The organism is Escherichia sp. WS3063, assembly GCF_046486595.1.
GTDB lineage: Bacteria > Pseudomonadota > Gammaproteobacteria > Enterobacterales > Enterobacteriaceae > Escherichia > Escherichia coli.
The window spans coordinates 367,597-389,079 of sequence record NZ_JBJQKY010000001.1 but is presented as its reverse complement, the minus strand read 5'-3'; the positions used below and the strand labels follow the sequence as shown (position 1 = coordinate 389,079).

19 protein-coding genes are annotated in these 21,483 nt (G+C 50.5%); 4 read left to right on the top strand and 15 right to left on the bottom strand.

Annotated elements, in window-relative coordinates; translation table 11 throughout:
• Nucleotides 1-715: 715 nt before the first annotated feature.
• Nucleotides 716-1,816, bottom strand: coding sequence for a porin OmpC (gene ompC, locus ACJHYW_RS01895; protein WP_000768393.1), 1,101 nt, complete (start codon nucleotides 1,814-1,816; stop codon nucleotides 716-718).
• A gap of 257 nt (nucleotides 1,817-2,073) precedes the next feature.
• Nucleotides 2,074-2,955 carry an aromatic amino acid efflux DMT transporter YddG gene (yddG, locus tag ACJHYW_RS01890; RefSeq protein WP_000198203.1) on the bottom strand — a complete coding sequence of 294 codons (882 nt, stop codon included), beginning with the start codon at nucleotides 2,953-2,955 and terminating at the stop codon, nucleotides 2,074-2,076.
• Nucleotides 2,956-3,186: 231 nt separating this feature from the next.
• Between yddG and fdnG the strand changes: the two genes are divergently transcribed.
• Genes fdnG through fdnI form a run of 3 tightly spaced genes read left to right on the top strand, consistent with a single transcriptional unit; the run spans nucleotide 3,187 to nucleotide 7,777 of the window.
• Entirely contained in the window at nucleotides 3,187-6,234 is a 3,048-nt protein-coding gene (gene fdnG / locus ACJHYW_RS01885) for a formate dehydrogenase-N subunit alpha (RefSeq protein ID WP_012311994.1), read from the top strand.
• A gap of 12 nt (nucleotides 6,235-6,246) precedes the next feature.
• Nucleotides 6,247-7,131, top strand: coding sequence for a formate dehydrogenase N subunit beta (gene fdnH / locus ACJHYW_RS01880; protein ID WP_001240582.1), 885 nt, complete (start codon nucleotides 6,247-6,249; stop codon nucleotides 7,129-7,131).
• Entirely contained in the window at nucleotides 7,124-7,777 is a 654-nt protein-coding gene (gene fdnI, locus ACJHYW_RS01875; protein WP_000045650.1) for a formate dehydrogenase-N subunit gamma, read from the top strand. Before fdnH ends, fdnI begins: the two co-directional genes overlap by 8 nt.
• 50 nt (nucleotides 7,778-7,827) lie before the next feature.
• Here the strand turns inward: fdnI and ACJHYW_RS01870 are convergent, their stop codons facing one another.
• From ACJHYW_RS01870 to bdm, 6 genes are all read right to left on the bottom strand, one after another.
• Nucleotides 7,828-8,112 (bottom strand): HigA family addiction module antitoxin, encoded by a 285-nt coding sequence (locus ACJHYW_RS01870; RefSeq protein WP_000781370.1) that lies wholly within the window; start codon nucleotides 8,110-8,112, stop codon nucleotides 7,828-7,830.
• Nucleotides 8,112-8,390 carry a type II toxin-antitoxin system RelE/ParE family toxin gene (locus ACJHYW_RS01865; protein ID WP_000605676.1) on the bottom strand — a complete coding sequence of 93 codons (279 nt, stop codon included), beginning with the start codon at nucleotides 8,388-8,390 and terminating at the stop codon, nucleotides 8,112-8,114. The genes ACJHYW_RS01870 and ACJHYW_RS01865 overlap by 1 nt, the downstream gene beginning before the upstream one ends.
• Before the next feature lie 185 nt (nucleotides 8,391-8,575).
• A complete protein-coding gene (adhP, locus tag ACJHYW_RS01860; RefSeq protein ID WP_000642407.1) occupies nucleotides 8,576-9,586 on the bottom strand; it encodes an alcohol dehydrogenase AdhP in 1,011 nt (336 codons plus the stop codon).
• Nucleotides 9,587-9,719: 133 nt separating this feature from the next.
• Nucleotides 9,720-11,417, bottom strand: a complete 1,698-nt coding sequence (maeA, locus tag ACJHYW_RS01855; RefSeq protein WP_000433464.1) for a malate dehydrogenase — start codon at nucleotides 11,415-11,417, stop codon at nucleotides 9,720-9,722.
• Between the two features lie 156 nt (nucleotides 11,418-11,573).
• Nucleotides 11,574-11,711, bottom strand: coding sequence for a stationary-phase-induced ribosome-associated protein (sra, locus tag ACJHYW_RS01850; protein WP_000841554.1), 138 nt, complete (start codon nucleotides 11,709-11,711; stop codon nucleotides 11,574-11,576).
• A 101-nt stretch (nucleotides 11,712-11,812) separates the two neighbouring features.
• Nucleotides 11,813-12,028: a biofilm-dependent modulation protein gene (gene bdm / locus ACJHYW_RS01845; RefSeq protein ID WP_000495766.1), complete on the bottom strand. Its 216-nt coding sequence runs from the start codon at nucleotides 12,026-12,028 to the stop codon at nucleotides 11,813-11,815.
• Nucleotides 12,029-12,372: 344 nt separating this feature from the next.
• Between bdm and osmC the strand changes: the two genes are divergently transcribed.
• On the top strand, nucleotides 12,373-12,804 hold the full coding sequence (gene osmC, locus ACJHYW_RS01840; RefSeq protein ID WP_000152305.1) for a peroxiredoxin OsmC: 432 nt from the start codon (nucleotides 12,373-12,375) through the stop codon (nucleotides 12,802-12,804).
• 55 nt (nucleotides 12,805-12,859) lie between these two features.
• On the opposite strand, the gene ACJHYW_RS01835 is transcribed toward osmC, so the two are convergent.
• From ACJHYW_RS01835 to dosP, 7 genes are all read right to left on the bottom strand, one after another.
• Nucleotides 12,860-13,786 (bottom strand): ABC transporter ATP-binding protein, encoded by a 927-nt coding sequence (locus tag ACJHYW_RS01835; RefSeq protein ID WP_001285545.1) that lies wholly within the window; start codon nucleotides 13,784-13,786, stop codon nucleotides 12,860-12,862.
• Entirely contained in the window at nucleotides 13,779-14,765 is a 987-nt protein-coding gene (locus tag ACJHYW_RS01830) for an ABC transporter ATP-binding protein (RefSeq protein ID WP_000193514.1), read from the bottom strand. Before ACJHYW_RS01830 ends, ACJHYW_RS01835 begins: the two co-directional genes overlap by 8 nt.
• A complete protein-coding gene (ddpC, locus tag ACJHYW_RS01825; protein WP_000979619.1) occupies nucleotides 14,762-15,658 on the bottom strand; it encodes a D,D-dipeptide ABC transporter permease in 897 nt (298 codons plus the stop codon). The genes ACJHYW_RS01830 and ddpC overlap by 4 nt, the downstream gene beginning before the upstream one ends.
• Nucleotides 15,655-16,677 (bottom strand): ABC transporter permease, encoded by a 1,023-nt coding sequence (locus tag ACJHYW_RS01820; protein ID WP_000145126.1) that lies wholly within the window; start codon nucleotides 16,675-16,677, stop codon nucleotides 15,655-15,657. The genes ddpC and ACJHYW_RS01820 overlap by 4 nt, the downstream gene beginning before the upstream one ends.
• 1 nt (nucleotide 16,678) lies before the next feature.
• Nucleotides 16,679-18,229 (bottom strand): ABC transporter substrate-binding protein, encoded by a 1,551-nt coding sequence (locus ACJHYW_RS01815; RefSeq protein ID WP_061092706.1) that lies wholly within the window; start codon nucleotides 18,227-18,229, stop codon nucleotides 16,679-16,681.
• Nucleotides 18,230-18,242: 13 nt separating this feature from the next.
• Nucleotides 18,243-18,824, bottom strand: a complete 582-nt coding sequence (gene ddpX, locus ACJHYW_RS01810; protein ID WP_001285824.1) for a D-alanyl-D-alanine dipeptidase — start codon at nucleotides 18,822-18,824, stop codon at nucleotides 18,243-18,245.
• 257 nt (nucleotides 18,825-19,081) lie between these two features.
• Complete coding sequence (gene dosP, locus ACJHYW_RS01805) at nucleotides 19,082-21,481, bottom strand: oxygen-sensing cyclic-di-GMP phosphodiesterase DosP (RefSeq protein WP_072275270.1); 2,400 nt, start codon at nucleotides 21,479-21,481, stop codon at nucleotides 19,082-19,084.
• Between the last annotated feature and the right edge of the window lie 2 nt (nucleotides 21,482-21,483).

Sequence of the window (21,483 nt, the reverse complement as noted above, 5' to 3'; positions counted from 1 at the left end):
ATCCAGCGATGCTAGTTTGTTATAATCAAGATTAAGAAATTTCAGTTTATAACTATCAGAAATATTAATTTTTGTCAGGTTGTTATTTTGCGCTTCCAGGTTAACCAATGAAAGCTGATTTTTTAAATCCAAATTTTCCAGATTGTTGTGATCAATATAAATATTTTCCAGTTTTGATTGATTTGGAAAGGTTATCGTTTTAATTTTATTAAAGCTGAGGTTGATATTGACGAGGCTGGCATTGTCAGTAAAGTCAAGACAAGTGAGACAATTGTTTTCCAGATTTAACGTGTTAACTGTCGAGGGGATAGGGGGTAACTCACTCAAATCAAGATATGACAAATCAAGAGATGCCATGTTCGAATTGTAAGCTTCTTTAATTCGCTCCACGGCAATTGCTCTTTCTTCACCATTATTAAGCGACTTATTACCCCATTGTGCCAGTCGTTCACAAAAATTGCTGGAGATGGTTTCTTTGTTAGGTAATGCGTTATTTAATTGATAACTGGCATTATTTTTTACACAAGCTGTATTAATATTGGTCATAATCACTCATCAATAAATATTATAGTAAGATGTCCCCGGAGGGTATGGAATAATATTAATTGAGGTGAATGACCAGATATATCAAAAATTGCTCATTTTTACTTAAGGAGTCATACAGCAGCACTTAAATCAAAAACCAGCCCAGAGAAGGGCTGGTCAGGAGAGGATGTTAGAACTGATAGGTAATTCCCGTTGCGACGATGTTATCGGTGCGAATATCTACGGCACGGGTAAAGTCGCTTTCATCAATCAGGTTGATTTTATAATCAACATAGGTCGACATATTTTTGTTGAAGAAATACGTCGCACCAACGTCGATATACTCAATCATGTCCTGGTCGCCGTAGCGGCCCAGATCTCTGCCTTTCGATTTCAGGTAAGCGAGTGATGGGCGCAAGCCGAAGTCGAATTGATATTGTGCCACTACTTCAAAACTTTGTGCTTTGTTAGAGATATAACCATCGCCATAGGTGGTCATGTTTAATGTTTCAGCGTAATTAGCTGCAAAGTAGATGTTGTTGGCATCATATTTTATACCTGTAGCCCACAGTTCTGCATTCTTACCGGAGGCATTGAGAGGATTAGCAGCGGCTCTTTCCTGCGCATTTGTCCGATCGGATTTGGTATACACCGCACCGATACCAAAGCCATCATAAACATAAGTTGAGGAGATACCGAAACCGTCACCATTGGCACGCGTGTAGTCAGCACCATAAAGATGACCATTGTCAGTGCGTTCATTTTTGCCTTGATATTGCGCGGCAAAGTTCAGACCTTCAATTAAGCCGAAGAAATCGTAGTTGCGATAGGTTGCCACACCGGTAGTACGGTATGTCATGAAGACATCTTTCTGACTCCAGGTATCGCCACCAAATTCTGGCAACATATCGGTCCATGAACCAATGTCATAGCCGACACCGTAGTTACGACCATAGTCCAGAGAGCCAAATTCACTAATTTTTAAACCTGCATAGGCCAGACGGGTCTTGTTACCGCGCGAGCCGTTGGCTTCATCGTTATAGCCTTTAAAATCATATTCCCAGTGACCAAAACCAATCATTTGATCATTGATTTGCGTTTCTCCTTTAAAGCCGAGACGGGCATAAGTTTTATCACCATCGTCACGCTTATCATCAGTAAAATAACGTAGAGCGGTAACCTTGCCATAAAGGTCGAGTTTATTACCATCCTTGTTATAGACTTCGGCAGCGTGTGCTACGTTCGCAGCTAACAAACCAGTTACAACCACCGCAACTATTTTTAATTTCATTTAACAGAATCCTTTTAATTATCGTTAAACGTATTTTCTAAACGAATTTTAAACGACGTCATTTATAAATGACATACTGTTTTTAAAATGGGATGGTGATTAAACACAATGAGAAAAATAGATGAAATAATATTATTTATCGATATGTGATCGAAGTCGAAATGAAATATAAGGTGAACTACTGGTATTTGAAATTTATTTTTTATATTGTCGGAATTTATCTGATTAACTGCCGGGCCGTAGACCCGACAATTATTTTAGCCACGACGTGTCGCCAGCCAGCAGAGCAGGGAACCGCCGCAGACCATTAGCGCGCCTTGCCAGAACGAGAACGACAGCGGGGCGCTGAGCAGCACGGCTGCAAGCGCTGAGGAAAGGACGGGCGTAAAATACGAACCTACCGCCATAATGGTGACGTTGCCATGTAATATACCGACGTTCCATGCAGCATAAGCAAATCCTAAGGTAAATGCCGCAGAGATGAGTTTAATCATGACTGGCGTGCTAAATACCATTTCTGGTTGTGGCGTGAGAAAATAGTAAACCCACAGACTTGCTCCCGTTAGCAGGACAAAAACGGTAATTCCGTTAAATCCGCGTGCGTATTTATTCGTTACTGTGCAATAGGCTGCCCAGATAAACGCACCAATAAACGCCAGGAAATAACTCAATGGGCTGGTGGTGATATTATTGATGATTTCATCATAATGTAACCCATTGTCACCACCTAACACCCAGCAGACGCCAACCAGGGCTAATAATAATCCTGGTACAATCAGCCAGTTGGTTTTCTGACCATTAAACAGAATGGCAAAGAGAATTGTCAGGCTGGGCCACAGATAGTTCACCATACCCACTTCAATCGCCTGATGACGGGTCGCCGCATATCCTAAGGAAAGCGCCAGACAGATTTCATAGCTGACGAATAACAGACACCCGGCGAGTAAATAGCCTTTCGGGATCTGCCGAATACGCGGAAATCCAACCGTGAAGATTAACAGCAGCCCGCTTAATGAATAGATAGCAGCTGCGCCGCCGACCGGGCCGAGCCCCTCACTGACACCGCGAATCAATCCTACCATCGTGCTCCACAGGACGATCGCTATTAGCCCTATGAGCGTTGCTTTTTGTCGTGTCATGCTCGCTGTTTTGTCTCTCTTGCCGTTAAAAATTAAGCTGAATTTTATAGCATTTTTTTAACTGGCCTGTCAGGCAGTGGTGCGTTTTTCTACCGCTATTGAGGTAGGTCAATTTGCGCAGGCGGATTATTTTGTGGCAAACACGTGTTCTTTTTGATTTCGCGCAAAAAGATTCAGAATTTTACTGTTAGTTTCCTCGCGCAGTAATACCCCTGAAAAAAGAGGAAAGCAATGGACGTCAGTCGCAGACAATTTTTTAAAATCTGCGCGGGCGGTATGGCTGGAACAACAGTAGCGGCATTGGGCTTTGCCCCAAAGCAAGCACTGGCTCAGGCGCGAAACTACAAATTATTACGCGCTAAAGAGATCCGTAACACCTGCACATACTGTTCCGTAGGTTGCGGGCTATTGATGTATAGCCTGGGTGATGGCGCGAAAAACGCCAGAGAAGCGATTTATCACATTGAAGGTGACCCGGATCATCCGGTAAGCCGTGGTGCGCTGTGCCCGAAAGGGGCCGGTTTGCTGGATTACGTCAACAGCGAAAACCGTCTGCGCTACCCGGAATATCGTGCGCCAGGTTCTGATAAATGGCAGCGTATTAGCTGGGATGAAGCATTCTCCCGTATTGCGAAGCTGATGAAAGCTGACCGTGACGCTAACTTTATTGAAAAGAACGAGCAGGGCGTAACGGTAAACCGTTGGCTTTCTACCGGTATGCTGTGTGCCTCCGGTGCCAGCAACGAAACCGGGATGCTGACTCAAAAATTTGCCCGCTCCCTCGGGATGCTGGCGGTAGACAACCAGGCGCGCGTCTGACACGGACCAACGGTAGCAAGTCTTGCTCCAACATTTGGTCGCGGTGCGATGACCAACCACTGGGTGGATATCAAAAACGCTAACGTCGTGATGGTGATGGGCGGTAACGCTGCTGAAGCGCATCCCGTCGGTTTCCGCTGGGCGATGGAAGCGAAAAACAACAACGATGCAACCTTGATCGTTGTCGATCCCCGTTTTACGCGTACCGCTTCTGTAGCGGATATTTACGCACCTATTCGTTCCGGTACGGACATTACGTTCCTGTCTGGCGTTTTGCGCTACCTGATCGAAAACAACAAAATCAACGCCGAATATGTTAAGCATTACACCAACGCCAGCCTGCTGGTGCGTGATGATTTTGCTTTCGAAGACGGTCTGTTCAGCGGCTACGACGCTGAAAAACGGCAATACGATAAATCGTCCTGGAACTATCAGTTCGATGAAAACGGCTATGCGAAACGCGATGAAACACTGACTCATCCGCGCTGTGTGTGGAACCTGCTGAAAGCGCACGTTTCCCGCTACACGCCGGACGTAGTAGAAAACATCTGCGGTACGCCAAAAGCCGACTTCCTGAAAGTGTGTGAAGTGCTGGCCTCCACCAGCGCACCGGATCGCACAACCACCTTCCTGTACGCGCTGGGCTGGACGCAGCACACCGTGGGTGCGCAGAACATCCGTACTATGGCGATGATCCAGTTGCTGCTCGGTAACATGGGTATGGCCGGTGGCGGCGTGAACGCATTGCGTGGCCACTCCAACATTCAGGGCCTGACTGACTTAGGCCTGCTCTCTACCAGCCTGCCAGGTTATCTGACGCTACCGTCAGAAAAACAGGTTGATTTGCAGTCGTATCTGGAAGCGAATACGCCGAAAGCGACGCTGGCTGATCAGGTGAACTACTGGAGCAACTATCCGAAGTTCTTCGTTAGCCTGATGAAATCTTTCTACGGCGATGCCGCGCAAAAAGAGAACAACTGGGGCTACGACTGGCTGCCGAAGTGGGACCAGACCTACGACGTCATCAAGTATTTCAACATGATGGACGAAGGCAAAGTCACCGGTTATTTCTGCCAGGGCTTTAACCCGGTTGCGTCCTTCCCGGACAAAAACAAAGTGGTGAGCTGCCTGAGCAAGCTGAAGTACATGGTGGTAATCGATCCGCTGGTGACTGAAACTTCTACCTTCTGGCAGAACCACGGCGAGTCGAACGATGTCGATCCGGCGTCTATTCAGACTGAAGTATTCCGTCTGCCTTCGACCTGCTTTGCTGAAGAAGATGGTTCTATCGCTAACTCCGGTCGCTGGTTGCAGTGGCACTGGAAAGGTCAGGACGCGCCGGGCGAAGCGCGTAACGACGGCGAAATTCTGGCGGGTATCTACCATCATCTGCGCGAGTTGTACCAGGCCGAAGGTGGTAAAGGCGTAGAACCGCTGATGAAGATGAGCTGGAACTACAAGCAGCCGCACGAACCGCAATCTGACGAAGTAGCTAAAGAGAACAACGGCTATGCGCTGGAAGATCTCTATGATGCTAATGGCGTGCTGATTGCGAAGAAAGGTCAGTTGCTGAGTAGCTTTGCGCATCTGCGTGATGACGGTACAACCGCATCGTCTTGCTGGATCTACACCGGTAGCTGGACAGAGCAGGGCAACCAGATGGCTAACCGCGATAACTCCGACCCGTCCGGTCTGGGGAATACGCTGGGATGGGCCTGGGCGTGGCCGCTCAACCGTCGCGTACTCTACAACCGTGCTTCGGCGGATATCAACGGTAAACCGTGGGATCCGAAACGGATGCTGATCCAGTGGAACGGTAGCAAGTGGACGGGTAACGATATTCCGGACTTCGGCAATGCCGCACCGGGTACGCCAACCGGGCCGTTTATCATGCAGCCGGAAGGGATGGGACGCCTGTTTGCCATCAACAAAATGGCGGAAGGTCCGTTCCCGGAACACTACGAGCCAATTGAAACGCCGCTGGGCACTAACCCGTTGCATCCGAACGTGGTGTCTAACCCGGTTGTTCGTCTGTATGAACAAGACGCGCTGCGGATGGGTAAAAAAGAGCAGTTCCCGTATGTGGGTACGACCTATCGTCTGACCGAGCACTTCCACACCTGGACCAAGCACGCATTGCTCAACGCAATTGCTCAGCCGGAACAGTTTGTGGAAATCAGCGAAACGCTGGCGGCGGCGAAAGGCATTAATAATGGCGATCGTGTCACTGTCTCAAGCAAGCGTGGCTTTATCCGCGCGGTGGCGGTGGTAACGCGCCGTCTGAAACCGCTGAATGTAAACGGTCAGCAGGTTGAAACGGTGGGTATTCCGATCCACTGGGGCTTTGAGGGTGTCGCGCGTAAAGGTTATATCGCTAACACTCTGACGCCGAATGTCGGTGATGCAAACTCGCAAACGCCGGAATATAAAGCGTTCTTAGTCAACATCGAGAAGGCGTAAGGGGGCGAACAGATGGCTATGGAAACGCAGGACATTATCAAAAGGTCCGCAACTAACTCCATCACGCCGCCTTCGCAGGTGCGTGATTACAAAGCAGAAGTCGCAAAACTTATCGACGTTTCCACCTGTATCGGCTGTAAAGCCTGTCAGGTGGCGTGTTCGGAGTGGAACGACATCCGTGATGAAGTGGGGCACTGCGTCGGGGTTTACGATAACCCCGCCGATCTGAGCGCCAAGTCCTGGACGGTGATGCGCTTTAGCGAAACCGAACAGAACGGCAAGCTGGAGTGGCTGATCCGTAAAGACGGCTGTATGCACTGTGAAGATCCGGGCTGCCTGAAGGCATGCCCGTCTGCTGGTGCAATCATTCAGTACGCTAACGGGATTGTCGATTTCCAGTCGGAAAACTGCATCGGCTGTGGTTACTGCATTGCCGGGTGTCCGTTTAATATTCCGCGCCTCAACAAAGAGGATAACCGGGTATATAAATGCACGCTCTGCGTCGATCGCGTCAGCGTCGGCCAGGAACCGGCTTGTGTGAAAACCTGTCCGACCGGGGCTATCCACTTCGGCACCAAGAAGGAGATGCTGGAGCTGGCGGAACAGCGCGTGGCGAAACTGAAAGCGCGTGGTTACGAACATGCTGGCGTCTACAACCCGGAAGGGGTCGGTGGTACGCACGTTATGTACGTGCTGCATCATGCCGATCAGCCGGAGCTGTATCACGGTCTGCCGAAAGATCCGAAGATCGACACCTCGGTAAGCCTGTGGAAAGGCGCGTTGAAACCGCTGGCAGCGGCTGGCTTTATCGCCACTTTTGCCGGGTTGATTTTCCACTACATCGGTATTGGCCCGAATAAGGAAGTGGACGATGACGAGGAGGATCATCATGAGTAAGTCGAAAATGATTGTGCGCACCAAATTTATTGATCGCGCCTGTCACTGGACCGTGGTGATTTGTTTCTTCCTGGTGGCGCTGTCCGGGATTTCGTTCTTCTTCCCGACGCTGCAATGGCTGACGCAAACCTTCGGTACGCCGCAGATGGGACGCATTTTGCACCCGTTCTTCGGCATTGCGATTTTCGTCGCGCTGATGTTTATGTTTGTGCGTTTTGTGCATCACAACATCCCGGATAAGAAAGATATTCCGTGGCTGTTGAACATTGTCGAAGTATTAAAAGGCAATGAGCACAAAGTGGCGGATGTTGGTAAGTACAACGCCGGGCAGAAGATGATGTTCTGGTCGATCATGAGCATGATTTTCGTGCTGCTGGTGACCGGGGTGATTATCTGGCGTCCGTACTTTGCGCAGTACTTCCCGATGCAGGTTGTTCGCTACAGCCTGCTGATTCACGCGGCTGCGGGTATCATCCTGATCCACGCCATCCTGATCCATATGTATATGGCATTCTGGGTGAAAGGATCGATTAAAGGGATGATCGAAGGGAAGGTGAGCCGTCGCTGGGCGAAGAAACACCATCCACGCTGGTATCGTGAAATCGAGAAGGCAGAAGCGAAAAAAGAGAGTGAAGAAGGGATGTAATCTCTTTTGAACTTTAAGCTGAAAATGGCGCTTTAAGAAGCGCCATTTTTTTATTGCGTAACCAGACGGCGCAGTCGCGACACATCCACCGTTTTTTCAGCCTCTGCCAGGCTCCAGGCGTTTTGCAGATTCAGCCACATTTGCGGCGAACTGCCGATCACCACGGAAAGTTTAATTGCCATTTCTGGCGTCAAAGCTGCTTTTCCGGTCAGCAATCGGCTTGCCGTTGAGGGCGCAATTTCCATAGCTCTGGCAAACTCGCGCAGGCTGACATTAAGTTCGTCCAGTGATTCCTGAATAATGTCCCCCGGGCGGGGATGATTGGCCATTTTCATCAGTGATAGTCCTCGTAATCCAGTATGTATGCATCGCCATTGACGAACTCGAACGTTATCCGCCAGTTGCCCGAGACAGATATCGCCCAAATTCCATCGCGATCGCCGCTTAACGGGTGTAATCGGTAACCGGGCATATCGATATCTGCAAGACAGCTTGCTGCATCAATCACAGCGAGTCGGTGGCGTAATCGTTTGACTTGCGTCGGTATAACGCCGGAGGTTTTGCCGAGAAGAAACAAGTCACGCAATCCCTTGTGTCTGAAATTCATTATCATCTCTTCATCCTTGTTCCCTCAAAAGGAACACTATCACTATTGTTCCGTGCAGCGCAACAAATTTCGCTACGTTTTCGCGAATTGTGAGGGGAAAGATGGGGGAGGAAAAGAAGAAGAGTGAAATTGCGGAAAGCGTCTCGCAAAACAGGCTGCGACCCGAACATAGCAGTCGCAGCAAAGGCCTCTTAGCGGCGGAAATCAATCACCATACGGCCACGGATTTTGCCTTCTTCCATCTCAGTAAAGATTGTGTTGATGTCCGCTAACGGACGCAGGGCGACCTTCGGTACCACTTTGCCTTCGGCGGCAAACTGGAAGGCTTCAGTTAAATCCTGGCGCGTGCCGACCAGCGAACCGACCACTTCAATGCCATCCAGCACCAGCCGCGGGATGTCCAGGCTCATAGACTCCGGCGGCAGACCGACAGCCACAACACGCCCGCCTGCACGGACAGCATCCACCGCCGAGTTAAACGCAGCTTTAGCTACCGCTGTCACCACCGCAGCGTGAGCGCCACCGGTTTTTTCCTGCACAATTTTGGCGGCGTCTTCGGTGCGTGAGTTAATCGCTAAATCAGCGCCCATTTCGGTTGCCAGTTTTAACTGCTCATCATTGACATCAATGGCGATCACTTTCGCGTTAAAGACATTCTTCGCGTATTGCAGGGCGAGGTTACCCAGACCGCCAAGACCGTAGATAGCAATCCACTGCCCTGGACGAATTTTTGACAGCTTAACGGCTTTGTAGGTGGTGACCCCCGCACAGGTAATGCTGCTGGCCGCCGCCGAGTCCAGGCCATCCGGCACTTTAACCGCGTAATCGGCGACCACGATGCATTCTTCAGCCATCCCGCCATCAACGCTGTATCCGGCATTTTTTACTGAACGGCAGAGCGTTTCGTTACCACTGTTACAGTATTCGCAATGACCGCATCCTTCATAGAACCACGCCACGCTGGCACGATCGCCTGGTTTTAATGAAGTGACACCTGGGCCAACTTCTGCCACCACACCAATACCTTCGTGTCCCAGAATCACGCCGGTTTTGTCACCAAAATCGCCATTCTTAACATGAAGATCGGTATGACATACACCACAACACTCCATTTTCAGCAGGGCTTCGCCATGTTTCAGTGAGCGCAGTGTTTTATCCGTAACGTCAACATGATGATCCTTCGTAACAACTGCAGCCTTCATAGTTCCTCCTTTTCGGATGATGTTCTGCATAGCAGGTGAGGCAAATGAGATTTATTCGCCACTACCCAGTATGGATGAGATCTGAAAAAGGGAGAGGGAAATTGCCCGGTAGCCTTCACTACCGGGCGCAGGCTTAGATGGAGGTACGGCGGTAGTCGCGGTATTCGGCTTGCCAGAAATTATCATCAATGGCCTGTTGCAGAGCTTCGGCGGAGGTTTTCACCGCCACGCCTTGCTGCTGCGCCATTTTGCCAACCGCAAACGCAATTGCGCGGGATACTTTCTGAATATCTTTCAGTTCCGGCAGTACCAGACCTTCGCCGTTCAGGACCAGCGGCGAATACTGAGCAAGCGTTTCACTTGCCGACATCAGCATTTCATCGGTGATACGTGACGCGCCGGAAGCAATAACACCCAGCCCGATGCCCGGGAAAATAAAGGCGTTATTACACTGGGCGATAGGGTAGATTTTATCTTTCCATACCACTGGATTAAATGGACTGCCAGTGGCGACCAGCGCGTTACCTTCGGTCCAGGCGATAATGTCCTGCGGTGTGGCTTCCACGCGTGACGTCGGGTTAGACAGCGGCATCACGATCGGACGCGGACAGTGTTTGTGCATCTCACGGATGATCTCTTCCGTAAACAGCCCGGTCTGTCCTGAGACGCCAATCAGAATATCTGGTTTTACATTGCGCACCACATCCAGCAGTGACAGCACATCGCTGTCGGTATCCCAGTCGCTGAGGTTTTCGCGTTTCTGCACCAGTTTGGTCTGGAAAGGCAGCAGGTTCGGCATCTTGTCGGTCAGCAGGCCAAAGCGATCGACCATAAAGACTTTCTGCCGCGCCGCTTCCTCGCTTAATCCTTCGCGCTGGGTCTGGGCGATGATCATTTCGGCAATCCCGCACCCCGCAGAGCCTGCGCCGAGGAAGACAATCTTTTTCTCGCTCAGTTGACCACCCGCCGCGCGGCTGGCTGCGATCAGTGTGCCGACCGTTACCGCCGCGGTGCCCTGAATGTCATCGTTAAAAGAACAAATTTCATTGCGATAGCGGTTAAGTAACGGCATCGCATTTTTTTGTGCGAAGTCTTCAAACTGCAACAGTACGTCCGGCCAGCGTTGTTTCACAGCCTGGATAAATTCATCAACGAATTCATAGTATTCGTCGTCAGTGATACGCGGATTACGCCAGCCCATATACAGCGGATCGTTAAGCAGCTGTTGGTTGTTCGTCCCGACATCCAGCACCACCGGAAGGGTATACGCTGGGCTGATGCCGCCACATGCGGTATAGAGTGACAGTTTACCGATCGGAATGCCCATCCCGCCGATGCCCTGGTCACCAAGCCCCAGAATACGTTCGCCGTCAGTCACCACAATCACTTTGATATTATGGTTTGGTACGTTTTGCAGAATATCGTCCATATTGTGGCGGTTCTGGTAAGAGATAAACACACCGCGTGAACGGCGGTAGATCTCAGAAAAACGCTCACAGGCTGCGCCGACGGTTGGGGTGTAAATGACTGGCATCATCTCATCAAGATGATTGTTTACCAGACGGTAGAAGAGGGTTTCGTTAGTGTCCTGGATGTTACGCAGGTAGATGTGTTTGTCGATTTCGGTTTTGAATCCCTGATACTGGATCCATGCTCGTTCCGCTTGTTCTTCGATGGTTTCGACCACTTCCGGCAGTAACCCCAGCAGGTTGAAGTTACGGCGTTCTTCCATGCTGAAGGCGCTGCCTTTATTCAACAACGGAAATTCCAGCAATACAGGGCCAGCGTAAGGGATATAAAGCGAACGCTGTTTTTTTGTTTTTGGTTCCATGTCACTCACTCTTTTTTGAATATCCATCCCTGGCACGCTTTTATCGTCTTTGCTTTACCGCCAGGGCGTCGGCCCCAAGTATAAAGCAGATAAAAACAAAAACACCATTGCGCAGGCAATGGTGTTTAATCGTCATTGAGGACTGATTGTTAAAGATTACTTTTCAGCGGGGCGTTTTCTGCCGGTTGGGTTATTTACCACGCTGGATTTGTCACCTTCGGTAACTATTTTGCGCTGGTTAGAAATTTTATGGTCCAGTCCAAGAATATGACGTGCCTGACGGTTCGATTTCATTTTAACTCCTCAATCCTGTTGCTAGTTTTAAGGACAACATCGCCGTAGCGAAGAAACACGTGCTAAACCCCTAAATTAGGTTGCCGATCAAGCATAGCACCTTAAAGCGTAGGGTGCTGGCCACTGACCACATAATTGATCGTTTGCTGGTAGATATCACTGAGGATGTCGTTATCAGAAGCTTCCACCCATTTGGTCAGCTCCATGAGAATGTCATCTTCAGTGACAACACCGTGCTCTGCCCGAAGGCCTTGCTCAATGGCATTAACCAGAGCGGGTTCTGCTGTTGAATTTTCTGCCTGATAATAAGTAAACATAGTGATTCTCCGTGTCTGTGTATTTATGGTGTCTGCTACGGATCGCAGATTTATAAAGCACATTCAGCATGGCAAATATTTGCCGCTTCGTTGTTAAGATTAGTCCTGGTTGATAATTTTTATATTTTAACCCCATGATATTGATAGGTATTATTATTGTGGTGAGTTGAATGATATTGATGCAATATCTCTTGATATATATATTCCCGGTAATCTATTGTGGGAATTTAATTTAAGTGCAGAAGTAATATTTTCGCCGGATTTTATTCGGAATAACCTGCTTATCCTCGTGCGGTTTCTCACGTAGTCTATAATTTCCTTTTTAAGCCCACAGGAGAGCAACAATGACAATCCATAAGAAAGGTCAGGCACACTGGGAAGGCGATATCAAACGCGGGAAGGGAACTGTATCCACCGAGAGCGGCGTGCTGAACCAACAGCCGTATGGATTTAACACGCGTTTTGAAGGCGAAAAAGGAACCAACCCTGAAGAACTGATTGGCGCAGCGCATGCCGCATGTTTCTCAATGGCGCTTTCATTAATGCTGGGGGAAGCGGGATTCACGCCAACATCGATTGATACCACCGCCGATGTGTCGCTGGATAAAGTGGATGCCGGTTTTGCGATTACTAAAATCGCACTGAAGAGCGAAGTTGCGGTGCCGGGTATTGATGCCTCTACTTTTGACGGCATTATCCAGAAAGCAAAAGCAGGATGCCCGGTTTCTCAGGTACTGAAAGCTGAAATTACGCTTGATTACCAGTTGAAATCATAAAGCGTTGCCGTATGACGCGTCAGGCGCGTGATTGCCTGATGCGTTGTTAGCGTCTCTACAGCGCCCGCCAGCACCGGATCTCACGTCCGTCCTCCCTTATTGTTAATGATTGCCGGACTTCACACCCGTGGGTTGCCAGAGGGCAACGTTCGCGGAAAAAACAGCCTTGTGGCAACGTGCGGTTTCCTGGTAGATCCGTTTTACGTAATGCCCATTCTTCCTCCAGCGGTTTATCAATGGCGGGGAGGGAATCCAGCAATAATCGGGTGTAGGGATGTGCCGGAGCTGTCAGCACCTGTTGCGCGTCTCCTAATTCCATAATCTGTCCGAGATACATCACCGCCACCCGATCGCTCATATGACGTATCACCGAGACATTGTGTGAAATCAGCACATAAGTCAGCTCGCGATTTTCCTGTAGCGTTACCAGTAAATTGAGGATCTGCGCCTGCACGGAGATATCCAGCGCCGAGGTTGGTTCATCAAGCACAATCACGTCAGGCTGCGAAGAGAGTGCTCTGGCAATGGCGATACGTTGCCGCTGCCCGCCGGAGAACGCATGAGGCAAGCGGTCGAGATACTCCGGACGAATACCCACCTGCACAGCCAGCTCCTCTGCCAACGCTCGCCGCTGTTGTTCACTACTACGCTTAGCAATCCAGAGCGGTTCCGTGATGATGCGCCACACCGGTAAGCGCGGATTAAGCGAAGAGAGCGGGTCCTGAAACACCATCTGCATAATGCGTTGTGATCCTGAACGGATGTACTGCCCGTGGCTCGGTTGCAGCATACCCATTAAAAGCTGTGCGAGGGTGCTTTTGCCGCAACCTGACTCACCGACGATCCCTAAGGTTTCACCACGACGGATCTGTAAATCAATACCATTGATGGCATGAACATGTTCCGTAGTTTTACCAAGCCAGTTTTTTCGGGCCGGGAAATTGATATGGACGTCGCGTAACGTTAATAACGTGTCAGACACTAATGACCTCCTGCTGAGGATACCAACAGGCGCAGCGGTGGTTGTTGTCACCACACGCTGTTAGCGCCGGGACGTTTTCACACTGCGCACCTGCCGCATAGCAACGATCGCGAAAAGCGCAGCCGTCAGGCAAATGGGTGAGGTTTGGTACCGTCCCTGGAATGGCGGGTAATGGCTGGCGCGGTATTCCATGTTCCGGTGCGCATTGCAGCAAACCAATGGTATACGGATGCCGGGGATGATGGATAACGTCTGCCGTCACGCCGCTTTCAATCACGCTTCCGGCATACATCACGTAAACGCTATCGCACAGTTGCGACACCACGGCCATATCATGGCTGATGAACAGTACCGCAGTTCCACTGGCGCGGGCTTTATGTTTAAGCAGACGCAGTACCTGCAACTGTACCGTGACGTCCAGCGCCGTAGTCGGTTCGTCGGCAATAATCAATTGCGGCTCGCAGGAGAATGCCAGCGCAATCATTACCCGCTGGCGCATACCACCTGAAAGCTCAAACGGATAGCGCGACATAACTTCCACGGCATCCGGGATTTGCATCTCTTCCAGCAGGGCAATCGCTTTAGCTCTGGCTTCCCGACGACTTATTGGTTGATGATGGCGGATCACGTCCATCATCTGAAGACCTATTCGACGTGTCGGATTGAGGGCGGTCATCGGTTCCTGAAAGATCATCGCCACTCGTGCGCCGCGCCACTGACGAAGCTGCTTTTCCCGAGCGTTAAGAACATCTTCTCCCAGCAGTGAAATATGTCCCCGATGTACGCAATAACTGCCCGTCGGTAGCAGACGCATAATCAACATTGCAGTGACTGATTTACCCGAGCCGGATTCTCCCACCAGACCGACAATTTCACCGCGGTTGATTTTCAATGACACATTGTTGAGCGCGTGAACGTCGCCGTTAAAACCGGGGAAACTCAAATGCAGTTGTTGAATGTCCAGAACGGGTTGGGTCATGACTGCTTTCCTCCTGCTTTCGGGTCAAGCAGATCGCGAATACCATCGCCAAAGAGATTAAACCCGACGGCGGTAAGCAAAATCGCTGCCCCCGGAAATGCGCAATACCACCATTGATCGAGCACATAGTTGCGACCATTCGCCACCATCGCCCCCCATTCAGCACTCGGTTGTTGAGCACCAAGGCCAATAAATCCCAACGTGGCGGCCATTAAAATCGCGCTACCGATATCCAGCGATGCCTGCACAATCAGCGGCGGCAGGGAGTTACGTAAAATATGCCAGTTGATCAGATGCCAACGCGACGCACCAAAGGTTTTCGCCGCCTGAACGAAAGTGTACTGGCGGACAACTAATGTTTGCCCCCGCGCCAGGCGCACATAAAACGGGATTCGCACGATAGCAATCGCCAGCATGGCGTTAAACAAACTCGGCCCGAGAGCGGCTGCCAGTGCCATTGTCAGCACCAGCGAAGGAATCGACAGCATAATGTCCATGATGCGCATGATGATCGCGTCTGCGCGTCCGCCAAGCACACCGGATAGACACCCGAGTAGCGACCCCATCATACCTGCAATGGCGACCACCACTAATCCGGCGAGAATTGATTGCTGACTGCCGACCAGTACGCGGCTAAACAGATCGCGTCCCACTTCATCGGTGCCAAACCAGTGCGCTGCAGAAGGCGGCAAAAGGCGGGCGGTTAAATCAATGGCGTTGGGATCATGCGTCGCCAGCCACGGTGAAAAAATCATCATCAATAGCATTAATACAATGATGACTGCGCCGGTCACGGTGAGCGGGCTGCCTTTCAGCATCCATACCAGTTTTGCACCGTTAAATCGCGTTTGTTTTTGTGGGCGTACGGCGGACGTTTCCTCGCTTAGCATCATTCACCACCTCCACGTCCGATACGCGGATCAATCCACAAATAGAGCAAATCCACCACCAGGTTCACCAGCACATAAGCAAACGAAACCACGACGGCAAAGCCCATCACTGCCGGGAAGTCGAGCGCCTGTATTGATGTTACTACCCATGCACCCATTCCGGGCCAGGCAAAAACGGTTTCGGTGAGCACTGCGCCATACAACAAATCGCCCAGCGCCAGTCCCAATACGGTAATCGAGGGGATCAACGCATTGGGTAGCGCATAACATAAAACGATATACCAGCCGGGCAAGCCGCTGGCCCGGGCGGTACGAATGTAATCTTCACTCAATTGTTCCAGCATAGCTGAGCGGATCTGGCGGGCGACAATCCCCAGGTGAACGAACGCCAGCGTTAATGCCGGTAAGATAAGATGTTGCAACGCATTGAAGAAGACCTCACCGTTGCCTTCAAGCAGCGCATCGAGCAGATAAAAGCCGGTAACGTGCGTTGGTGGATCCAGCCAGTCATCAAGCCTTCCGCCGCCGGGAAGAATTTGCAGATGACCATAAAACAGCACAATGACGCCCAGCCCAAGCCAGAACGCAGGTGTGGAGATTCCGGTAATGGCCATTATTCGCACCAGATGATCCAGCCAGCGATTTCGCCAGACTGCAGAGAGTATGCCCAGCGGGATGCCAATCAGAAGTGCCAGCAGCAGGGCACAAAAAGCCAGTTCCAGCGTCGCCGGGAAAAATATACGCAACTCTTCCAGCACCGGACGCCCGGTACGAATGGATGTTCCCAGGTCACCCTGAAACAGGTCGCTGACGTAGCGGTAAAACTGTACATACAGTGGCTGGTCCAGTCCCAGTTGCTGGCGAATATTTTCCACGATGGCATCGCTGGCGCGGTCGCCAGCCAGCAACCGCGCCGGATCGCCGGGGATAAGATGCGAGATAATAAACGTAATTACGCAGACGCCCGCCACCACGAGCACCAGCCCCCAGCAGCGTTGGCGTAAAATGCTCCAGAAGGTCACGTTATTTACTCATAGTATTGATATTGAAGACCTGTTCCAGCATGGGATTGAACACAAAGCCTTTCACCTCTTTGTTCATCGCCAGTTGATAGTTTTTCTGGAACAGGTACACATAAGCAGCGTCATCAATGACGATTTTCTGTGCCTGCTGGTAGTCCCGGGTACGCTGCGTCTGGTCGGTGGTCGCTAGCGCATTGCGCAGTAACTTATCGACCTCACTGTTTTCATAGAACGAGCGGTTACCCGGCAGACCTTTTTTGTCGGACTCAAACCAGTAATTCATAAACATATACGGGTCGGCAAAATCCGGACTCCAGTTGCCAATCGCGATGTCGTAATCACCTTTACCCACTCTGTCGCGCATGGTGGCGTTCGCCAGCTTTTCCAGCTTCACATTGATGCCCAGCTTGTTGAGACTGGATTGTGTCGCCAGAGCAATAGGCTCCCAGTTCGGATCATTATCAGAATAGAGAAACGTCAGGCTGGTGGGTTTGCTCGTCACTTTATCCCATTCGGCTTTGGCTTTCGTTTCGTCATGGTTGTATTGCATTGCCGTCGCATCGTATCCCCACATGCCTTCCGGAATCGGGCCGCGCATTTGTTTTCCGTTACCACTCAGAATGCCGTTAACCATGCCCTGATAATCGGTAGACCAGGAGATAGCCCGCCGCAAATCCACCTGATTAAGTGGCGCTTTGCTGTTATTCAGATACAGATAGGTGACGCGCAGTGACGGATACTCTGCCACATTGACTTTGTTTTCCTGCTTCAGTGCGTTGAGTTGATCCACCGGCAGCGCATCGGCAATGTCAATGTCGCCACGGGAGAGCTGCAGGCGACGGGAAGCACTTTCACCGATAATTTTTACCGATACCCGTTTGAAATTCGGTTTATTGCCGGGGTAATGCGGATTTGGCACCAGAACTAATTGCTGACCTTTTTGCCAGCTTTTCAGCATAAACGGTCCGGAGCCAGCGGTATTTTGCGCGAGGAAACCACGGGCATCATCCGCCGCATGCTCCTTTAAGACCGCCGGATTGATAATGGATGCACCGTCATTCGCCAGCGTGTAGAGGAACGGTGCGAATGGCTGGCTAAGGGTAAACCTCACTGTATGTTCGTCGGGAGCATCAATCTTTAAATCTTTGGGAAATGCTTCTGCTGGCCCCTGGCCGATTTTTAGTAACCGCTCAAAAGAGAGTTTTACTGCTTCGGCAGTGACAGGTGTGCCATCGGCAAATTTAGCATTGTCCTTCAGGGTGAACGTCCACTCTTTTTGATCGTCAGACGCTTTCCAGCTACTTGCCAGATCGCCTTCAACGTCGGTTGAGCCTTTATCACCGTCCGTTTTGTACTGAACCAGTCGCTGATAAGACGGGTAGGTCACTGTCCAGTCGTTATTATCAATTGTCACCGCTGGGTCGAGGGTTTGTGGGTCGGCAGCTTTACCGATCACCAGCATATCTTTCGGTACGGCGGCGTGCGCAACCGGCATTGTTGTGGCAAGGACGATCGCGAGCAATGTAGGACGAAACAAAATCGATCTCTTCATGACAGTTTCCTGATTAACTGGCGTGCTGTGTGCCAGGGGATATAAAACAGGTGAATTGATCAGCGAGTAGTGGGTAACTCGCGGCCTGGGGTAATTCGAAGTGCCACCATTCGCTCGGGATACCGACAAAGCCACCGCCAGTCATAATCGCATTCAGCAACAGCCGATTGCGCTGAGCGGCTGGCGGGACGGAAGGGTGATAAGCATGGGAACGTTCGTGCATTTCATCGAACTCTGCACCCATATCCAGTATGTTCCCGTGCTCATCACGAAGCGTCAGGTCGATCGCCGTGCCACGGCTGTGATTAGAACCGACCGCCACATCAACAACATATTGCGGGTCTGGGCAGGCTTGCCACAACATCGCCTGTGCTTGTTGTGGGCGATACGCATCGTAAATCACCAGTTGTAAGCCTGACAGCTGGGCGATACTGATACTTTTCGCCAGCGCGGTAATCGCATCCTTGTGTAACAGACAACGCGCTTGCTGATAAATAGCTTTACCTGTGATGTTATCAGCGCAGGCGTATTTCAGTTCGATCTCCAGATCAGGGAAGATCACGGCTAAATCAACCAGTTCGGTGGTATCCGACATAAACGGTTCCTGTATAAGACAAAAATTGCTGCGCTTTCCGCTTATGCAGATCTCATGCCATGCCGGGATAAGCGCCAGAATGCTGGCTTAAAGTTATATTTTTTAACCTTTGATCAACATTTGTGCAGCGTAGTGCAGTTTTGGTGCAAGAGGGGAAGTTAAGGAAGGAATCTCCCGGAATCGTAGCTGAAATCACAGTATTTAAGTGACAGTGTCACGTTAAAGGAAAACCCGCGAGTGCGGGCGAGAGGAATTTGTCAGATTTTCAGCGGTAACACACTGCTCATCCAGCCTGGAATTTCTTCGGCGGGTAGGGGGCGGGAAAAGAAATATCCCTGAATAACGCGACAGTGGATCTTGCGTAGCATCTCAAATTGCTCTTTGGTTTCGACGCCTTCCGCCACGACGGTTAAATTAAGGCTTTGCCCAATGCTGGTAATGGCTTCAAGTAAGGCAAGGATGCGTTTTTCCGTCAGACAACGATCGACAAAACTTTTGTCAATTTTGATTTCCGTTACCGGAAGACTGACTAAGCGGGATAATCCGGAAAAGCCCGTGCCAAAATCATCTACCGATAAGCCCACGCCCATATCGCGCAGGATCTGAATGCGCTTAAAGATTTCGGTATCGTGTTCCATCATCATGCTTTCCGTGATTTCTACCGTCAGCTGGTGGCCGTCAATACCCCAGGCTTGCATTGCATCAGACACCTGATTAGGCAGCTGATTACTGCGAAAGTGCAGCGCCGACAAGTTCACGGATAACGCCGGGATATGAATATTCTGGCTACGCCATTCTGCTAACTGACGACAAGCTTCCGCGATGACCCAGCGTCCAATATTTTCTATTTCACCGATCTCTTCTGCGAGAGGAATAAACCGTGAAGGGGGCACATGACCATGCAGGGGATCGTGCCAGCGAGCAAGGGCTTCGATGCCGTACAGTTCACCCGTTTCTGCGAAGATTTGTGGCTGGTAAACCAGTTTCAGTTGGTTATTGCTAATTGCTTCTTTCAGCGCCGCGCCTAAAACCAAACGCTCTTTTACCATTTCGTTCATCGCCGGGCTGAAGAACTGCCAGCCGTTACCGCCATTTTTGCGAATAAAATCCATTGCATTGTGAGCAGTGGAGAGCAGGTAATCGCGGTTTTTACCCACGTCGTAGCTGATGCCAATGCTCAAGGTGAGCGGGAATGGTTTATCGTCAATCATTATCGGCTTGCTGACCACATTCCGTAGCTCATCGGCGATCTGCGTAATGTTACTGACGTCGTTTTCGAGGCTCACGAGGACAAACTGCGTACCTTCGATACGACAGAGATATTGATCCGGTTTGAGTTTTTCACGAAAGCGATTGACCACTTCCAGCAATGCCTGATCGGCCCACGCATAGCCAAGGCTATCAATCACATCCTGAATATGGTCAACACCGATGAGATACACCACCGGAGAGACGGCTTTGTCGACCAGGTCATCGAGGTAATTGTGCAGGTTATTGCGATTTGGCAGACCGGTCATCGGATCAAATTGGATGAGTTGTTCAATATGCTGACGGCTTTTTTCCTGTTCCAGCGCCAGCGCGGCCATATGCTGGCTAATATCTGCCACGCGTTCGATAAAGGCGCTGGTTTCTGCTCCTGACGAGGTTTTAATTTGCAGGATCCCCGCCGGCGCACCATCACGCTGACGAATGGTCGCTGACCAGCTTTGCGCATTTTGAACTTCTGCACCGTGCGAAGATGACGCCCAGTGTATCGGCATCCCGTTGCGCAGCGCGAACAGCGAAACATGCGATTCGTTGAGTACAGATTCGATGTTACGACAAATGATTTCCCCCATTTCATGAAATGGCGGGCTGCTGCACATGGCGGCGAGAATATTGCCTTCAAGCTGGCGGATTTGCCGTTCTTCGGTGATATCCGAGAAGGTCATTACCAGGTTCTGCAGATGCGCGAGCACGTCATAAACCGGGCTGATAGAGGCTTTAATCCAGATTTTTTCACCGGTGCGCGTCAACAGCAGAAATTCATCCTGATCGCGGGCGGTTTTCCATAGCAACTGTTGTAAACGAATGCGGTTATCGGCAGGGAATTCAGGAATGTTAAGGAGTGAATCGGGCTGCATACCGCTGGCTTCGCTAATGCAGTAACCAAACATTTCGGTAAATGCGCGATTGCACTGCACAATATGGCGTTCCGGATCGAGGACAATCACCGGTCGGTCGAGATGGTCAACGGCAATAATCAATTGTCGGGTCTGTTCTTTTTGCGCCATTTCTACGCTGGCATCCCGTACCAGCGCCAGGTAATAAACTTTCCCCTCGGCGCTCACTTTCGATAGCGCAAAACGGGTCCAGATTTTACTGCCGTCTTTTTTCTCCAGCTGCAGCTCCCGACTCATCCCCTCGACGCGCGCTTTACCGCCTTCACGGTTGTGACGGATATATTCAGGATGCGCAGGACGCAAATCCCGCGGAATCAGCATATCAATGTTATTGCCAATGACTTCTTCACGTTTGTATCCCCAGAGCTTCTCTGCGGCGGGGTTGAAAAACATCACTTCATCATTTTCGTTAATTAACACCGCGCCCATCATATTTTGCTCAAGGGCGGGGAAAAAAATGCCATCGGCGGCATTATCCGCATCGGTTAGCTTCATAA

Coding starts and splice junctions, on each gene's coding strand:
- maeA (WP_000433464.1), bottom strand. CDS start 11,417: ATGGAACCAAAAACAAAAAAACAGCGTTCGCTTTATATCCCTTACGCT.
- yddG (WP_000198203.1), bottom strand. CDS start 2,955: ATGACACGACAAAAAGCAACGCTCATAGGGCTAATAGCGATCGTCCTG.
- ACJHYW_RS01830 (WP_000193514.1), bottom strand. CDS start 14,765: ATGACCCAACCCGTTCTGGACATTCAACAACTGCATTTGAGTTTCCCC.
- dosP (WP_072275270.1), bottom strand. CDS start 21,481: ATGAAGCTAACCGATGCGGATAATGCCGCCGATGGCATTTTTTTCCCC.
- ddpX (WP_001285824.1), bottom strand. CDS start 18,824: ATGTCGGATACCACCGAACTGGTTGATTTAGCCGTGATCTTCCCTGAT.
- sra (WP_000841554.1), bottom strand. CDS start 11,711: ATGAAATCGAACCGTCAGGCACGTCATATTCTTGGACTGGACCATAAA.
- adhP (WP_000642407.1), bottom strand. CDS start 9,586: ATGAAGGCTGCAGTTGTTACGAAGGATCATCATGTTGACGTTACGGAT.
- ompC (WP_000768393.1), bottom strand. CDS start 1,816: ATGAAATTAAAAATAGTTGCGGTGGTTGTAACTGGTTTGTTAGCTGCG.
- bdm (WP_000495766.1), bottom strand. CDS start 12,028: ATGTTTACTTATTATCAGGCAGAAAATTCAACAGCAGAACCCGCTCTG.
- fdnH (WP_001240582.1), top strand. CDS start 6,247: ATGGCTATGGAAACGCAGGACATTATCAAAAGGTCCGCAACTAACTCC.
- osmC (WP_000152305.1), top strand. CDS start 12,373: ATGACAATCCATAAGAAAGGTCAGGCACACTGGGAAGGCGATATCAAA.
- ACJHYW_RS01815 (WP_061092706.1), bottom strand. CDS start 18,229: ATGAAGAGATCGATTTTGTTTCGTCCTACATTGCTCGCGATCGTCCTT.
- ddpC (WP_000979619.1), bottom strand. CDS start 15,658: ATGATGCTAAGCGAGGAAACGTCCGCCGTACGCCCACAAAAACAAACG.
- ACJHYW_RS01865 (WP_000605676.1), bottom strand. CDS start 8,390: ATGATAATGAATTTCAGACACAAGGGATTGCGTGACTTGTTTCTTCTC.
- fdnI (WP_000045650.1), top strand. CDS start 7,124: ATGAGTAAGTCGAAAATGATTGTGCGCACCAAATTTATTGATCGCGCC.
- ACJHYW_RS01870 (WP_000781370.1), bottom strand. CDS start 8,112: ATGAAAATGGCCAATCATCCCCGCCCGGGGGACATTATTCAGGAATCA.